Annotated in this window: 15 protein-coding genes; 12 read left to right on the forward strand and 3 right to left on the reverse strand. The window is 68.4% G+C overall.

Annotated elements, in window-relative coordinates; genetic code table 11:
- Window positions 1-105: 105 nt before the first annotated feature.
- From BLT45_RS04785 to BLT45_RS04815, 7 genes are all read left to right on the forward strand, one after another.
- A complete protein-coding gene (locus tag BLT45_RS04785; RefSeq protein ID WP_093295818.1) occupies window positions 106-1,071 on the forward strand; it encodes an SPFH domain-containing protein in 966 nt (321 codons plus the stop codon).
- Window position 1,072: 1 nt separating this feature from the next.
- Entirely contained in the window at window positions 1,073-1,504 is a 432-nt protein-coding gene (locus tag BLT45_RS04790; RefSeq protein ID WP_093295821.1) for an NfeD family protein, read from the forward strand.
- Window positions 1,505-1,508: 4 nt separating this feature from the next.
- Window positions 1,509-2,030: a hypothetical protein gene (locus tag BLT45_RS04795; protein ID WP_093295824.1), complete on the forward strand. Its 522-nt coding sequence runs from the start codon at window positions 1,509-1,511 to the stop codon at window positions 2,028-2,030.
- A gap of 64 nt (window positions 2,031-2,094) precedes the next feature.
- Window positions 2,095-3,216, forward strand: a complete 1,122-nt coding sequence (gcvT, locus tag BLT45_RS04800; protein ID WP_093295826.1) for a glycine cleavage system aminomethyltransferase GcvT — start codon at window positions 2,095-2,097, stop codon at window positions 3,214-3,216.
- Window positions 3,217-3,298: 82 nt separating this feature from the next.
- Window positions 3,299-3,694 carry a glycine cleavage system protein GcvH gene (gene gcvH / locus BLT45_RS04805; RefSeq protein ID WP_093295829.1) on the forward strand — a complete coding sequence of 132 codons (396 nt, stop codon included), beginning with the start codon at window positions 3,299-3,301 and terminating at the stop codon, window positions 3,692-3,694.
- Window positions 3,695-4,717: 1,023 nt separating this feature from the next.
- Window positions 4,718-5,164, forward strand: a complete 447-nt coding sequence (locus tag BLT45_RS04810) for a histone (RefSeq protein ID WP_093295832.1) — start codon at window positions 4,718-4,720, stop codon at window positions 5,162-5,164.
- Between the two features lie 115 nt (window positions 5,165-5,279).
- Window positions 5,280-5,813: an SRPBCC family protein gene (locus tag BLT45_RS04815; RefSeq protein ID WP_093295834.1), complete on the forward strand. Its 534-nt coding sequence runs from the start codon at window positions 5,280-5,282 to the stop codon at window positions 5,811-5,813.
- A 39-nt stretch (window positions 5,814-5,852) separates the two neighbouring features.
- On the opposite strand, the gene BLT45_RS04820 is transcribed toward BLT45_RS04815, so the two are convergent.
- Window positions 5,853-7,280 carry a serine hydrolase domain-containing protein gene (locus tag BLT45_RS04820; RefSeq protein WP_093295837.1) on the reverse strand — a complete coding sequence of 476 codons (1,428 nt, stop codon included), beginning with the start codon at window positions 7,278-7,280 and terminating at the stop codon, window positions 5,853-5,855.
- A gap of 85 nt (window positions 7,281-7,365) precedes the next feature.
- On the opposite strand from BLT45_RS04820, the gene BLT45_RS04825 reads away from it, so the two are divergent.
- The 3 genes from BLT45_RS04825 to BLT45_RS04835 all read left to right on the forward strand — a co-directional run bounded on the left by BLT45_RS04825 (window position 7,366) and on the right by BLT45_RS04835 (window position 12,176).
- On the forward strand, window positions 7,366-7,965 hold the full coding sequence (locus BLT45_RS04825) for a LemA family protein (protein ID WP_093295840.1): 600 nt from the start codon (window positions 7,366-7,368) through the stop codon (window positions 7,963-7,965).
- 87 nt (window positions 7,966-8,052) lie between these two features.
- Complete coding sequence (locus BLT45_RS04830) at window positions 8,053-9,966, forward strand: M48 family metallopeptidase (RefSeq protein WP_093295843.1); 1,914 nt, start codon at window positions 8,053-8,055, stop codon at window positions 9,964-9,966.
- Between the two features lie 143 nt (window positions 9,967-10,109).
- Window positions 10,110-12,176 carry a phospholipid carrier-dependent glycosyltransferase gene (locus BLT45_RS04835; protein ID WP_093295846.1) on the forward strand — a complete coding sequence of 689 codons (2,067 nt, stop codon included), beginning with the start codon at window positions 10,110-10,112 and terminating at the stop codon, window positions 12,174-12,176.
- Window positions 12,177-12,194: 18 nt separating this feature from the next.
- Here the strand turns inward: BLT45_RS04835 and BLT45_RS04840 are convergent, their stop codons facing one another.
- Window positions 12,195-13,775 carry a GMC family oxidoreductase gene (locus BLT45_RS04840; RefSeq protein WP_093295848.1) on the reverse strand — a complete coding sequence of 527 codons (1,581 nt, stop codon included), beginning with the start codon at window positions 13,773-13,775 and terminating at the stop codon, window positions 12,195-12,197.
- A 212-nt stretch (window positions 13,776-13,987) separates the two neighbouring features.
- Between BLT45_RS04840 and BLT45_RS04845 the strand changes: the two genes are divergently transcribed.
- Together BLT45_RS04845 and BLT45_RS04850 are read left to right on the forward strand one after the other, a co-directional pair.
- Window positions 13,988-15,319, forward strand: coding sequence for an NTP/NDP exchange transporter (locus BLT45_RS04845; protein WP_093295850.1), 1,332 nt, complete (start codon window positions 13,988-13,990; stop codon window positions 15,317-15,319).
- A gap of 88 nt (window positions 15,320-15,407) precedes the next feature.
- Window positions 15,408-15,758 carry a DUF1304 domain-containing protein gene (locus BLT45_RS04850; RefSeq protein WP_093295852.1) on the forward strand — a complete coding sequence of 117 codons (351 nt, stop codon included), beginning with the start codon at window positions 15,408-15,410 and terminating at the stop codon, window positions 15,756-15,758.
- A gap of 31 nt (window positions 15,759-15,789) precedes the next feature.
- Here the strand turns inward: BLT45_RS04850 and BLT45_RS04855 are convergent, their stop codons facing one another.
- Window positions 15,790-16,158, reverse strand: a complete 369-nt coding sequence (locus BLT45_RS04855; protein ID WP_093295854.1) for a hypothetical protein — start codon at window positions 16,156-16,158, stop codon at window positions 15,790-15,792.

The following is a 16,158-nucleotide window of genomic DNA, read 5'->3' on the forward strand; positions in this document are numbered from 1 at the left end:
GGATGCCGCAGCGGGCAATACCGTCGCAGCAGCCGGAAAGTTCCTTCCGGCCGCCGGCTCCGGGCATGCCTATAATCTGATCCACATCACAGGAAGGGGGTCAGCATGGAGTTCGGTCTTTCGACATTGGTGGTCGCGGCGGTGCTGCTGTTCATCGTGGTCACCTTCTTTAAAGGTGTCCGCGTGGTGCCGCAGGGCTACGAGTTCACGGTCGAGCATTTCGGCAAGTACACCCACACCATGTCCCCCGGCCTGCATTTCCTGATCCCGTACATGCAGAGCATCGGCCGCAAGGTCAACATGATGGAGCAGGTGTTCGAAGTGCCGTCGCAGGACGTCATCACCAAGGACAACGCGGTGGTGAAGGTGGACGGCGTGGTGTTCTTCCAGGTGCTGGATGCGGCCAAGGCCGCCTATGAGGTGTCCAGCCTGGACCAGGCGATGATCGCGCTGGTGCAGACCAACATCCGCACCGTGATCGGCTCGATGGACCTGGACGAGTCGCTCAGCCAGCGCGAGACCATCAACGCCAAGCTGCTGGGCGTGGTCGACCACGCCACCAGCCCGTGGGGCGTGAAGGTCAACCGCATCGAGATCAAGGACATCCAGCCGCCGCGCGATCTGGTCGATGCGATGGCGCGGCAGATGAAGGCCGAGCGCGACAAGCGCGCCTCGATCCTGGAAGCCGAGGGTGCGCGCCAGTCGGAAATCCTGCGCGCCGAGGGCGACAAGCAGAGCGCCATCCTGGAAGCCGAGGGCAAGCGCGAAGCGGCCTATCGCGAGGCCGAGGCCCGCGAGCGCCTGGCGGAAGCGGAAGCCAAGGCCACCGAACTGGTGTCCAACGCCATCGCGCAGGGCGACGTGCAGGCCATCAACTACTTCATCGCGCAGAAGTACGTGGAGGCCTTCAAGGAACTGGCCACCGCGCCGAACCAGAAGTTCGTCCTGATGCCGATGGAGGCCACCGGCATCATCGGTTCGATCGCCGGCATCGCCGAGCTCGCCAAGGAGGCGCTGAACAAGCAGCAGGTGGTCGCGCCGCCGCGTCCGCCGCGCGTCCCGGGAGGCTGACATGAGCTTCAAGTTCGCGTTCTGGGCGATCGGGGCGCTGGTGCTGTTCGCCGCGGAGGCGATGGCACCGGGCGCCTTCATGCTGTGGTTCGGTTTCGCCGCCGTGGCGATGGCGGTCGTGGTGCTGGTGGCGCCGGGGTTGGGCTGGCTGGCGCAGGCCGTGCTGTTCTCCGTGCTCGCGCTGATCTCCGTGGCGGTCTACCGCAAGTGGTTCCGCGGCAAGGGGCGGCAGAGCGACAAACCGCTGTTGAACCGGCGTGCCGAGCAACTGGTCGGCACGGTCGCCGTGCTCGACCAGGCAACCGCCGGTGGTCGCGGCCGGGTCAAGATCGACGATGCGTTCTGGACGGTGGAAGGCCCCGACCTGCCGGTCGGCACCCGTGTGCGGGTGGTGGCCGTGGATGGCATGACACTGAAGGTCCAGGAGGCCTGAGCGCATGGGACAGGGCGTGGCGCTGGCGGCGTGGATGAGCATGCTGTTGCCGGCCGCGCCGGTCGGCGGGCAGCAGCTGGTCGGCCTGACCGTACCGCCGTATCCCGACGCGTTGGAGGACATGGGCGGCAGCTGCGTCTCCGAGTCCACCGCCTACGAACACGTATGCGACTACTCGGTGTCGGTGCTGGCGGTGCCGTCGCCCGACGCTGAGGCCGGGCCGGTGCCGCGCTTCGTCGTCGCCGGGAAGATGGCGGGGCGCGACGGCAATCGCGCGCGCTGGCAGATCACCGATGCCCGGCCCTACCCGCAGGGCCGGCAGGACTACTACCTGCAGTTCGGCACCTGCCGCATCGACCGCCAGCCGGATGCGCGCGTGGCCGCGCTCGTGCGCCAGCACGCGAACGATGGCGAATGGCTGCGCGATGTCGCCTGGGCCGGACGCCTGGAACTCCCTGCCGGCCGCTTCACCGCGTTGGATGCCGGGTCGGTGGACTGCATCAACACGGCCTACGAAGGCCTCTGAAGCCGGCGCACCCCGCTGGTGCGTTCTGGGATAATGGCCCTCTTTGCCTGTCCCAGGACCCGCCATGACCCAGAAGACCATCCTCAACGACACCCATCGCGCGCTCGGCGCCAAGATGGTCGACTTCGGCGGCTGGGACATGCCGATCCACTACGGCTCGCAGATCGAGGAACACCATCAGGTGCGCCGCGACGCGGGCATGTTCGACGTCAGCCACATGACCGTGGTCGATCTGCGCGGTGCGGGGACGCGCGAGTTCCTGCGCCACCTGGTGGCGAACTCGGTCGACAAGCTGCAGAAGCCGGGCAAGGCGCTCTACACGGCCATGCTCGACGAGGCCGGTGGCGTGATCGACGACCTCATCATCTATTTCATGGCCGACGACTTTTTCCGCCTGGTGGTGAACGCCGCCACCCGGGAGAAGGATCTCGCCTGGATCGGCCGACAGGCCGCTCCCTTCGATGTCGCCGTCACCGAGCGCCCCGACTACGCCATGGTCGCCGTGCAGGGCCCGACCGCGCGCGAGCGTGTGCACGGCCTGCTACGTGAGGAAGACCGCGCCAGGGTCGGCAAGCTGACGCGTTTCGCTGCGGCCGACGCCGCCAGCCTCGCCGGCGTGCCGCTGTTCGTGGCGCGCACCGGTTACACCGGCGAGGACGGCTACGAGATCGTCCTGCCGCAGGCCGACGCGGTCGCGTTCTGGAATGCGCTGCTGGAGGCCGGCGTGAAGCCCGCCGGCCTCGGTGCGCGCGACACGCTGCGCCTGGAGGCGGGCATGAACCTCTACGGCCAGGACATGGATGAATCCGTCTCGCCGTATGAGGCCGCCCTGGCCTGGACCGTCGCGCTCGACGAAGGCCGCGCCTTCAACGGGCGCGCCACGCTGGAGGCGCAGAAGGCCGCCGGCGCACCGCGCCAGATGATCGGTCTGGTGATGGACGAGAAGGGTGTGCTGCGCCACGGCCAGAAGGTGCTCACCCCGCACGGCGAGGGCGAGATCCTCTCGGGCACCTTCTCGCCGACGCTGGGCAAGGCGATCGCCTTCGCGCGCGTCCCCGCGGGCGACATTCCGCTGGGCGCCGCCGGCGACGTGCGCGTGGACATCCGCGGCCGCGAAGTGCCGGTGCGCGTGGTGAGGTTCCCGTTCGTCCGCGAGGGCCAGGCGCAGCCGGGCGTGCTCGAGTGATGGCGCCGCTTCCTTCACCGGCATCTTCCTCCGCTAAACTATCGTCTCTTCCCCGACCCACCGCACTTTTCCGGAGTACCCCATGAGTGAGATTCCTGGCGATCTGAAATTCCTCAAGTCCCATGAATGGGCCCGCCTGGAAGGCGGTGGCCGCGTCACCGTCGGCATTTCCGACCACGCGCAGGGCCTGCTGGGCGATCTCGTGTACGTCGAGCTGCCCAACGTCGGCGACCGCATCGAAGCGGGCAATGCCAGCGCCGTCGTCGAGTCGGTCAAGGCGGCATCGGACGTCTACAGCCCGGTGACCGGCACGGTGCTCGAGGTCAACGCGGCGCTTGCCGACAAGCCCGAGACCATCAACGAAGACGCCTATGGCGACGGCTGGATCTTCGTGATCCAGGCCGAGGAGCCGGAGCAGCTCAACGAGCTGCTGTCGCCCGACGACTACGCCGAGCTGATCGAGGACGAAGACCACTGAGGCAGCCCGGCACGCGGCTTCCTTGCGGGGAGCCGGTGGCGACGGAGCGGATCCGTCGTCGCCGGCTCCCCGTTTCGTTTCCGGCGACGCGAGCGGCCCGCATCGCCGATGCGTGACCGATGGCACGGGGCGTCGTTGCCTGCGCGCGCATGTCGGAATCCCGACGCGGTCGACCATCCGCGACCGACGAACGGCGAAATGGAATGCGCGGTACGCCTCCCTCGCGGCAGTCGCGAGCGTCGGAACGGGACGTCGATGCATGCCCGCGTGCGCGCGGTTCGCGTGCCCGATGCGGCGAAGTCATCGCCAACAGGCGGGAAATTTTTTGCGCAAATCGGCGCATTCGGGCTTGTGCGGCACGGAATCCGTTGCCCTTCGAGGAAGTTTTTTTAGCCTGCGTTCAAGCCGTTCCGACGCCCGTCTATGCACTTCCCGGCAACACGATGCGGGCGCGTCGTCGATGCCGGTGGGCGCGCATCGCAAAAAAAAATGCGCGTTTTCCCGATGTTTTTTTCATGCGTGCTTTTCAGGAGCGCGACGCGCGACGCGATCGGCGGCGGCCGATGGGGTGCATCCATGCCGGTCGCCGCCGACGCATGCGCCGGGCGGGACGAAAAAAAGTTGCGGCCAGGTGTTGACACCTTGAAAAACCGTGATTAGGTTTCGCCCCAAGCAGAGCATGCTGCGGAAGCGAGTGAGTCGAATCAACACGACAGCGCGAGAGACAACACAGCCCATCGTCACCCGTATCGGGGTGGACGCAGGCCTCGCTTCCCCCGGAAAAACGCAACGCACCCTATCCAAGACACCCGCGTCGCCAGGCGACGCGGGTGTTCTCGTATTTGTAGGGAGCCGGGTTTCGCACGCCCGGTCCCCTGGGGAATCCGCTTCGCCGCGCGTGTCGCGGTGGCGGCTGCCGACGGGTCCGACTCCCGCGGCGTTTCTTGCAGCTGGGCCTGCCTCCGGGCAGATGTGCTGTAACCAGACGTAAAAATCCATAGTTCACTGACGAGGAGCCATCACATGGCAACGAAGAAAGCTGCGAAGAAAAAACCGGCCGCCAAGAAGGCCGCCAAGAAGGCCACCAAGAAGTCGGCTGCCAAGAAGACCGTGAAGAAGGCAGCCAAGAAGGTCGCCAAGAAGGTCGCCAAGGCCAAGAAGGCGGTGAAGAAGGTCGCCAAGAAGGCCGCCAAGAAGGTCGCCAAGAAGCCGGCGAAGAAGGCCGCCAAGAAGTCCGTGAAGAAGGCAGCCAAGAAGGTCGCCAAGAAGCCGGCCAAGAAGGCTGCGAAGAAGGCCGCCAAGAAGACCGCGAAGAAGGCCACCAAGAAGGCCGCCAAGAAAGTAGCCAAGAAGCCGGCCAAGAAGGCTGCGAAGAAGGCTGCCAAGAAGCCCGCCAAGAAGGCTGCCAAGAAGTCCAAGAAGAAAGCGGCCCCGGTCGCGCTGCCGGCTACCCCGGCTCCGCTGATCTAAGCCAACCCCGATTAGCCGTAACACCATGAACTCTCTCCCTGTGCCCAGCGGGGGGAGAGTTTTTTTATGCGCGGCCGGCTAGGCTGTCGCCGTCGCGATTCCCCAGGAGGGAGACATGAAACTGATCAAGTGGGTGCTGGCCCTCATCGTCGGCTTCGGGCTGGTGCTGACCGTGGGCGGCCTGCTGCTGCCGGCGGCGACACACGTGGAGCGCAGCGTCGTCATCGCACGCAGCCCCGAGCAGGTCTTCGCCACGCTCGATTCTTTCCAGCGCTTCAATGCCTGGTCGCCCTGGGCGGAGTACGACCCGCAGGCGAAGTACACGTTCGAAGGACCGGCCCGCGGCGTCGGTGCGCGGATGCGCTGGGTCGGCAACCGTTCCGTGGGTAGCGGCAGTCAGGAGATCACCGCCAGCGAACCGAACCACCGCATCGCGGTCGCGCTCGACTTCGATGGCAGCCAGGCCGACGCGACCTATCTGCTGGCGCCGGAGGGGCAGGGCACGCGGGTGACGTGGGCGTTCGACACCGAGCACGGCTTGAATCCCTTCAAGCGCTGGCTGGGCCTGCTGTTCGACCGGATGATCGGTGCGGACTACGAGAAGGGCCTCGCCAAGCTCAAGGCGATGGAAGAAGGCGCGCAGCCCTGACGTCGTGAGGCGTGGCCGCGTGGCGGCCAGCGCAGGGGATCAATGGGGCGATGCGGTGCCGCGCTGGGAGGAGGTGCCGCTGTCCTTCGGAGCGTCGGCCGGCGCAGCGCCGGGCGACTCCGCCAGCAGCAGGTCGTAGTCCGCAGGTGTCTCGACCCACGGCTGGCCGGGCAGGCCCATCGCGCGATCGAGGATCGTCGGCAGCAGGCCCGACGGCAGCGAACTGTCGCTGTTCCAGACCAGCGCGATGCCGAGATCCTGGCCGGGCACCAGCGCGACCAGGCCGCGGTACCCCTGCACGGCGCCGGCATGGAACACGACTTCATGGCCCGCGTAATCGAACACGCGCCAACCCAACGCGTAGCTGGCCGAATGGATGCGCTCACGGCGCCAGCCACCGCGCATCTCGCCCGGCGTGGTCACCACGGGTGCGTGCAGCGTGGCCAGCAGCGGCGCAGGCAGCACGTCCGGACGATGGCCGGTCTGCGCGATCAGCCACTGCGCCAGGTCGCTGGCGCTGGCGTTGACGCCCGCCGCGGGCGGCAGGCGGTAGTAGGTCGGTTTCGGCGTGGACGACACCCAGCCGTTGCGGCTGCGCACATGCGGACGCGCCCAGCGCGTGCTCGCCTGGATGCCGGCCAGGCCCATGCTGGCGTCGTTCATGCCCAGTGGCTTGAAGATGCGGCGGTCCACCGCCTGGTCGTAGAAGGTGCCCGACGCCGCGAACACCACGTCGCCGATCAGGCTGAAGGCCACGTTCTGGTAGGCGTAGCAGTCGCCCGGGGCGCACTTCAGCGGCGCGTACGCCAGCTTGCGGGCGACGTCGTAGTACTCGCCATTGGCTTCGATGTCGCGGTCGAACGCGTTGTGCGCCTGCAGGCCCACGCTGTGGCTGAGCACGTCCGCCACGGTGACATGCGAGGTGGCATTGGGATCGCTCAGCTGGAAACCCGGCACGTACTGGCTGACCTTGCTGTCCCAGCGCAGCGAACCGTCCTGCACCATCAGGCCGGTGAGCGTGCTGGCGAACGCCTTCGAGAGCGAGGCCAGGCGGAACACCGTGTGCGCGTCGATCGGCTGCGGCGCGGCCACGTCGGTGACACCGTAGCCGCGCGCGCTGAGCACGCGGCCGTTGTGCACGATCGCCATCGCCATGCCGGGAACGCGCTGGCCCACCGTCAGGTGCTCGGCCATCTTCTCGAAGGCGGCCACGTCGAAACCCGCCGCCAGCGGCTGCACCGTCTGCCCCGACAGCGACGCGAGATACGGGCGTGGCTGGGTGGGCGACACATAGCGGGCCGCGTTGACCGATGCGGTAGTGGCCGAGGTCGTGCCGTTGTCCTGCGCCGTCGAGGTCCAGCGCAACGGGGTCTGCGCCGTGGACGAGAGCGTGAGGGGCAACAGCAGCCCGACCAGACCGATCCGGAAGGTGGAACGCAGCGGCCGCCGGCCTGCCTTGTCTTTCATCGTGCGTGACGCCTGCGTAAGCTCTGTCGAGGGGATCATAACGCCGCTTTTTTCGATTGCACAAACAGGGAGAAGTTCCGTGTCCATGTTGTTCATCCTGCTTCTGATTGTGGGTGTGGCGGTCGTCGCAGTTCTGTGGGGCGTGGGCATCTACAACGGGCTGGTGAGCGCCCGGAATGCGTTCAGGAATGCATTCGCCCAGATCGACGTGCAACTTCTGCGCCGTTTCGACCTGATCCCGAACCTGGTGGAGACCGCCAAGGGCTACATGAGCCACGAACGGGAGACGCTGGAGGCCGTCGTGGCGGCGCGTTCAGCCGCACAGGCGGGCCTGAACGCGGCAAAGGCCGCGCCCGGCGATCCTGACGCGATGGCGCAGCTGGCGGCCGCGCAGGGCCAGCTGAATGCGGGTCTGGGTCGTCTGCTCGCCGTGGCCGAGGCCTACCCGGAGCTGAAGGCGAACCAGAACATGATGCAGCTGACCGAGGAGCTGACGTCCACCGAGAACAAGGTGGCGTTCGCGCGGCAGGCCTACAACGACGCCGTGATGGCGTACAACAATCGGCGCGAGATGTTTCCTTCCAGCCTGGTGGCTGGGGCGTTCAACTTCGCGCAGGCGGCGCTGCTCGACGTGCCCGCGGACAAGGCGGCGCAGGTGCGCGAAGCGCCGAAAGTGCAGTTCTGAACAGGGCACCGCATGCGTGCGCATGCGGCGTCGGGGACGGCGCGGGTGGGGTCCGCGCCGCGATGATCGTGGCATGAAGGGGCGTGCATGAACTTCTTCGAACACCAGGCCGCGGCGCGCCGCGGTTCGTTCCGCATGGTGGCGCTGTTCGCGCTGGCCGTCGCCGGCATCGTGCTGGTCATCGACCTGATCGTGCTGCTGCTCGTCGGGATGCAGATGGAGAGCAGCGACGGTGGCGCGTTGCTGGGCCTGCTGGCGGTATCGACGCTGGCCACGCTGGCGGTGATCGGCCTGGGCTCGCTGTACCGCCTGGCCAGCCTGCGCACCGGCGGTGAAGCGGTCGCGCAGCAGATGGGCGGGAACGAGGTCTCGCACGACACCCAGGAGCCGTCGCTGCGGCGCCTGCGCAACGTCGTCGAGGAGATCGCGATCGCGTCGGGCGTGCCCGTGCCGAGGATCTTCGTGCTGGAGCACGAGGCCGGCATCAACGCGTTCGCCGCCGGCTACGCGCCCGCCGATGCGGTGGTGGCCGTCACCCGTGGCGCGCTGGACCGCCTCAATCGCGACGAGTTGCAGGGCGTCATCGCGCACGAGTTCAGCCACATCCTCAACGGCGACATGCGCCTGAATGTCCGCCTGATGGGCGTGCTGTTCGGCATCATGATGCTGGGCATCATCGGTCAGCGGATCCTCGTCTACGGCCGTGGCAGCCGTGGCAAGGACGCCTTGCCCGTGTTCGCGATCGCCGGCGCCGCGGCGCTCGCCGGTTTCGTCGGGCTGTTCTTCGGGCGGATGATCAAGGCCGGCGTCAGCCGCCAGCGCGAGATGCTGGCCGATGCCTCTGCCGTCCAGTTCACCCGGCAGACCGCCGGGCTCGCGGGTGCGCTCAAGAAGATCGCCGGCGTGGGCAGCGGTTCCGCGCTCGCGGACGCCGGCAAGGCGGAGGAAGTGAGCCACATGCTGTTCGGCGAGGGTCGCACGTACGCGCGCCTGTTTGCGACCCATCCGCCACTGCTCCAGCGCATCCGCATGCTGGATCCGCTGTTCGGCCAGCACCAGCTCGACGAACTCGCGCGCCGCTGGGCCGTCGCGCCGCCCGACGGGTTGCTGGAAGACCAGAGCCTGCGCGTGGCCCCGGGCGGACCGCCGCCGCTGCCGGCCGCGACGGCCGCGCTCCCGCTGACGCCGCCGATGGTGGTCGCCCAGGTCGCCACGCCGACGCCGGACGACTACGGACGGGCGCGCGTCATCGCCACCACGCTGCCCGAGCCGCTGTACCTGCTCGCCAAGCAGCGCGAGCAGGTCATGCCGCTGCTGTTGGCGCTGGTGATCGACGATGCGGCCCCCGTGGCGACGCGGCAGCGCTTCGAGATCGCGGCCCGGATGGGCGAAGCCACGGCGGCGCGCGTCATCGAACTTCGCGAGACACACGTTCGCGCGCTCCATCCCGCGCACCGCCTGCCGCTGGCGGCGCTCGCGTTCCCGGTGCTCCGGCGCTTTCCGCGCCCGGAACTGGATGCCTTCATCGACACGGTCGATGCCGCCGTGCACGCCGACGGACAGGTGTCCCTGTTCGAGTACTGCCTGGCGCGACTGCTGCAGGTGCAGGTCCGCGAAGCGTTGTCGCCTTCGCATGTACGGACGTTCGGCCGGCGCAAGCCGCACGACGTGCGTGTGCCGTTCGCCACCCTGATGGCCGTCGTCGCGCAGGCGGGCCACGACACGCCGGCGAAGGCGCAACATGCCTATCTCGCCGGCCTGCAGCGCGTGCTGCCGCGCGACCACCTGCCGTATGCGCCGCCGCCGCAGGGCGTGCTGGCCCTGGACGACGTCTGGGAGCCGCTCGACGCGCTCGATCCGTTGGCCAAGCAGCTGCTCGTCGAAGCCGTGACCGCCGCGGTCAGCCACGACAACCAGGTGCGGGTGGCCGAAGTCGAGCTGCTGCGCACCGTTTGCGGGGTGTTGCACTGCCCGCTGCCGCCGATGCTCGAGAAGGGCTGACTGGCCGATTGTCCGGCGGGCTCCCGTTGGATTCGGAGCCCCGGGGAACATGCTGCACGTGAAGCTGGCTGCAGGCGAGGCCGGGGCGCCTCACCGTCGTGTGCTGTTCCTTCGTTGTCCTGCCGGATACCGGGAGCCCCACCATGCGTCGTACGGCCCCATCCCCGACCGTCCAGCGTTGGCTGGCCGGTGGTCTGATCGTCCTGCTCGCGGCCCTGGCCGTCGCGCGTTCGTGGTACGGCACGCGCCTGGACAGCTTCACCATCGACGAGCCTTGGCACATCGTCGCCGGCACGGTCTACGTGCGGGGCGGCGACCGGCACCTCAACCCCGAGCATCCGCCGCTGGCGAAGTTGTGGGTCGGCGCCTGGATGCCGGCCACGTTCCGCGTCGGTCCCGAGCCGGGCCTGCGCGAGAAAGCGCAGGAACGCGAGTGGGTCGAGCAGACGATGTTCGAGCAGAACGACCCGGAGCGCATCCAGCAACGTGCCAGGGTCGCGATGTGGAGCTTGAACGCCCTGTTGCTGGTCGCGCTGGGCGGGCTGCTGTGGCGTGCCGCCGGTGTCGCGTGGGCGGCCGGCACGCTCGCGTTCCTGGCACTGGAGCCCACCCTCGGCGCGCACCTGCCGGTCGTGATGACCGACGGCTTGCTCGCGCTGACGCTCTCGCTCGTCATCGTGGCGGCGGGTGTGCTGGCGGCGACGTGGCAATGGCGGTGGGCGGCCGTATTCGGCATCGCGGTGGGATTGGCCTTGGGCGCGAAGCACTCCGCGCTGGCCGGGTTGGTCGGCGTCGGTGGCGTGCTCGTGGTGGCCGCCATCGCAGGTTTCCGAAAGGGCGGTGGGCGCGAGGTGCTGTGGCGACTCGCGAAGCTGGCGATGGCGATCCTGTTGGGCGTTGCATTGCTGTGGGCGCAGTACGGGTTCCGCTTCCATGCTGACGGCACGGGCGGCGACGCCTTCAACCTGGCAATGGACGCCAAGATCGCGGAAGTCACCAAGCCGGCATTGCGCGCGGCGATCGGTGTGTCCGATGACTTCCACCTGTTGCCGCGCGCCTATCTGTGGGGCTTGGCCGACACGGTCCGCACCGGCATCGAAGGCCGCGGCGGTGCCCTGCATCTGATCTGGGGCCAGGTGTTCGAAGGGCGCACGCCCTGGTTCACCTGGCCGGCGATCCTCGCCGCGAAGATCCCGCTCGCGTTGGCTGCGCTCTCGCTGCTCGGGCTCGCGCTGCTGGTGCGTTCGCCGCTGACACCCGCCACGCGCTGGATGCTCGCCGCCCTCGCCGCGGCGAGCACGCTCCACTTCGCCGCGCTCGTCGTCTCGCCGCAGGCGTGGGGCGGCGTCCGTCATGCGACGCCATTGCTGGCCGCCGCCGCGGTGCTCGGGGGTGGCGCGGTGGCGGAGGCCTGGCGACGGCGCTCGCGGGCCTGGGCCGGCGTGGTCGCGGCGCTGTTCGTGGCGGCCATCGGCATGACGATCCGCGAGCCGCGTTTGTGGGAGTACCACAACGAACTGGTCGGCGGCACCGAGGGCGGCTATCGCGCGTTCCGCAACGAGGGCGTGGACCTGGGCCAGCGCTTCGGCGAGATCCGCGACTTCCATCGCCGCGTGATCGCCGGCTCCGGCGAGCGCCTCTATCCCGACTACTGGGTGATGGAGCGGCAATGGCGCGCGGCGCACCTGGACTACCACCGCTTCGTCGAAACCCTCGACGACACCAACACGGCCGGCGTGTGGGAAGGCTGGTTCATCTACACCCCCGTCGACGAGCTGCCCTGGCCGCAGTACGAGTGGAATCCGGCCGAGGTGTTCAAGGACATGGAGAAGGTCGCGCAGCTGGGCTACGCCGGCGTCTGGCGTGGTCGGCTGATGCGGCCGGAGACGCGCGCATCGGGCATCGGCGAGAAGGTGATGGAATACCTCTACGAGGAGAACGGCCAGGACTACGCACTGGTCGCGCGACGGCTGGAAGAAGTCGCCGTCATCCGCCCGCAGAACGTCGGCGTGGGCGTCGAGTTGGGCAATGCCTACCTGCGGCTGGGCCAGGGCGACAGCGCCGCGCGCGCCTATCGTCGCCTGCTGGAGCAGACGCGGGTGAAGCTCGACCGCAAGGTCGAGCGTCAGTTGCGCGACCAGCTGGCGCGCATCGAGGCCGGCGAGGATCCGGCGAAGATCGCCCCGATGCGCAACCCCTGGATGGAATAAGCGACCGCGTGCGGCGCGTCAGGCGTGGCGGATCATGTCCGCCGCCTTCTCCGCGATCATGATGGTCGGCGCGTTGGTGTTGCCGCCGATCAGCGTGGGCATCACCGAGGCGTCGATCACGCGTAGCCCCTCCAGCCCGTGCACGCGCAGCGAGGGGTCCACGACGGCCTCCGCGTCGGTGCCCATCCGGCAGGTGCCGACCGGGTGGTACACCGTCTCGGCCTTGGCGCGGATGAAGGCGACCAGTTCGGCGTCGGACAGGTCGCTGCGCGTCGGGTGGATCGGCGCGCCGCGGTAGGCGTCGAACGCGGGCTGCGCGAACAGCTCGCGCGACAGCTTGGCGCATTCGACCATCATCTTCAGATCGAAGCCTTCCGGGTCGCCCAGGTAGTTCGCCTCGATCCGCGCATCCGCGCGCGGGTCGGCGCTCGCCAGCAGGATGCGGCCGCGGCTGCGCGGGCGCAGGAAGCAGGCGTGCGCCGTGTAGCCGTCGCCGGGCAGCCGGTTGCGGCCGTGGTCGTCCAGCATCGCCGGGACGAAATGCATCTGGATGTCCGGGCGCTCGTCCGGCGCCCGCGACGAGCGGACGAAGGCGCCGGCTTCGGCGATGTTGCTGCTGCCCGGGCCACGATGACCGCGCAGGAAGTAGTCGAACGCGGTCTTGAGTTCGCTGGTACGGTCGTAGGTGACGCGCTGGGTACTGTGCTGCAGCGTGCAGATGTCCAGGTGGTCCTGCAGGTTCGCACCCACGCCGGGCAAGGTGTGCCGCGCGGTAATGCCGTGCGAGACCAGGTGGTCGGCAGGACCGATGCCCGACAGCATCAGCAGTTGCGGCGAATTGATCGCGCCGCCGCTGAGCAGGACCTCGCCCTCGCAGCGGACGATCACTTCGTGGCCGTCGCGCGCATAGGCCACGCCGATCGCGCGACCCTTCTCCAGCAACACGCGGCGGACCAGCGCGCCGGTGACGATGTCGAGATTCTGGCGATCGCGCGCCGGGTCCAGGTAGGCCACGGCCGAAGAACAGCGGGCGCCATTCTTTTGCGTGACCTGGTAGAGGCCGAAGCCCGCCTGCGCCGGGCCGTTGAAGTCGCCGTTGCGCGCATGGCCGGCCTGCACGCCGGCTTCGATGAAGGCGGCCGACAGCGGGTTCGTGTAGCGCAGGTCGGAGACGTACAGCGGGCCCTCGGCGCCGTGCAGGGCGTCACCACCGCGGCTGTTCCGTTCCGAACGGCGGAAGTAGGGCAGCACGCTGTTCCAGTCCCAGCCCTCGGCACCGGCTGCGGCCCAGTCGTCGTAGTCCTGCGGTACGCCGCGGATGTAACACATCGCGTTGATCGAGCTGGATCCGCCGAGCACCTTGCCGCGCGGCCACCAGAGGCGCCGGTTGTCCAGGTGCGGCTCCGGCGCGGTGTCGTAGTTCCAGTTCACGCCCTTCTGGCCGACCAGCTTGGCGAGCCCGGCCGGCATGTGGATGAAGGGGTGCCAGTCGCGTGGACCGGCTTCCAGCAACAGCACGCGGCACGCGGGGTCTTCGCTGAGGCGGTGGGCCAGCACGCAGCCGGCGGAACCGGCGCCCACGATGATGTAGTCGTACACATGCAGCCCAATGACAAAGACCGGCCGAACCTAGCGGCGGGGGATAGAGCAAATGCTCTGCCGTCCTGCCTTCGCGCGCCGCATCGGAGCGGGCCGGGGCCTGGGCGTCGGTGGGTCCGCAAAAACGCTGGCGATGTTGCAGTGCATCGGATACCTTGCGCGCCACAGGCGGGCCTTGCCCGCGCCGAAGACGCGATCGCAGGCCGCAGACCATGGACCCGTCCCCCGCAGCGACTTCCCGGTTCGGCCGGTTCCGCTCGGCGATGTCCGAATCGCCGCCGCTGCTGTGGTCCTTCGTCTACTTCTTCTGCCTGCTGTCCGGCTATTACGTGCTGCGGCCGGTGCGCGACGCGATGGGTGCGTCCAGCGATGTCGAAGCGGTGTTCCCGCCGGCGATGATCGGGTTCTTCGCCGCGCGCGGCATTCCGTTGAAGGAGTTGATCCTGCAGGTGCTGTCCACCTGCTCCTTCATCCTGATCCTGATCGCACAGCCGATCTACGGCGCGCTGGTCAGCCGCCTGCCGCGCCGGGTGTTCCTGCCGGTGTTGTTCGGCTTCTTCATCGTGTGCCTGCTCGGTTTCCACCTGCTGTTCGACAGCCAGGTCGCCGGGCGCGGACTGGTGTTCTTCCTGTGGGTGACGGTGTTCAACGTGTTCTCGGTGGCCGTGTTCTGGAGCTTCATGGCCGACGTGTTCTCCCACGCCGATGCGAAGAAGTACTACGGCTACATCGGCGCCGCCGGCACTGTCGGTGCCTTCACCGGTCCGCTCATCACGCGCGCGCTGGCCGAGAAGGTCGGCCTGGCCAACCTGATGCTGGTGTCCGCCACCTTCCTGGCGGCGTGCGTGGTGTGCATCTGGCGCCTGCGCGGCTGGGCGTTGCTGCGCGAGGCGAAGGTCGGCCGCGACAACGAGAGCGCGATGGGCGGCGACGTGCTGGCCGGGTTGAAGCTGATCGCGAAGGAGCCGCTGCTGCGCTGGTTGGCGGCGCTGGTGTTCCTGGGCGTCGGCATCGGCCAGCTGCTCTACAACGAGCAGGCGGTCATCGCGCGCGAGGGCTTCGCCACCGCCGAGGCGCGCACCGCGTATTACGCCGGCATCGACATCGCGGTGAACGTGCTGACCTTGATCGTGCAGTTGTTCGCCACCCGCTGGCTGCTGTCGCGCTTCGGGCTGGCGCCGGTGCTCCTGATCCCCATGGCGGCCTTGCTGCTCGGTTTCGCGGTGCTGACCGCGTCGCCCCTGCCCATCGTGGTCGGCATCGTCCAGGTGGTGACGCGCTCCAACGAGTTCTCGCTGATGAAGCCGGGGCGCGAAACCATCTACACGCGCGTCGACCGGCAATGGCGCTACAAGGCGGGTGCGGCGATCGACACGGCGTTCTTCCGTGGGGGGGAGATCACGTTCTCGTGGACCTACAAGGCGCTTTCGGTGCTGGGCTCGCAGGTGGTGTTCGGTGCAGGCCTGTTGATCGCCGGTGTGATGACCGCCAGCGCGTGGCGGCTGCTGCGCGAGGAGAAGAAGATTCCGCACGACCCGCAGTGACGCGGCGGAGTGTCTTCGCACCCGAGCGCAGGAAGCCCACGCAATCCCGGGTTGACGTTATGCTTCCCGCCAACGACGGGAGGCGCGGATGGATGTGATCGCAGCGGTGTTGGTGGTGCTGGTGGCGGCGTTGCACGCTTGGTTCCTGGTGCTGGAGATGTTCCTCTGGACCAAGCCTGCGGGCCTCAGGACCTTCCGCAACACACCCGAGAAGGCCGAGACCACCCGCGTGCTAGCCGCCAACCAGGGGCTCTACAACGGCTTCCTCGCCGCCGGCCTGGTGTGGGGCCTGGCGACCTCGCAATGGAACGTCGTCGTCTTCTTCCTGCTCTGCGTCGTCGTCGCCGCGCTGTACGGCGCGTGGAGTGTCAGCCGGCGCATCTTCTACGTGCAGGGCCTGCCCGCCATCGCGGCGTTGGCCGCCGTGTTGTTCATCTGAGCGAGACGCGGGGAAGGCGCCGGCTGCGCGATCAGCGCAGCGACCACGCCAGCAACAACCCACCCGACGCGAACAGCACCACCCACGACAGGTGGCGGCCGCGAGTGAAGATCAGCGGCAGCAAGCCGGAAAGTCCCAGCGTGACGGCCAGGGTGGTGGCGATGCGGCGTCCGTCGGCATCGGGCAGATCACCGACCTGCAGCACCACGGCCGCGAGTCCCCAGGCGATGACCGTGGTCAGATGCCATGCGAAACGCAGCGTCTGCGTGGTGAACGCCGTGCCGCCGAGCAGCTTCGGCAGATCGGGGCGGCGGAACAGGCGGATGAGCAGGTAGCGTTCGCCCAAGACCGAATGCGCCAGCCCCAGCAGGAACATCAACGCGGCGGCGGCCACCAGCAT

Origin of the sequence: Pseudoxanthomonas sp. CF385 (assembly GCF_900104255.1) — a bacterium.
Lineage (GTDB): Bacteria > Pseudomonadota > Gammaproteobacteria > Xanthomonadales > Xanthomonadaceae > Pseudoxanthomonas_A.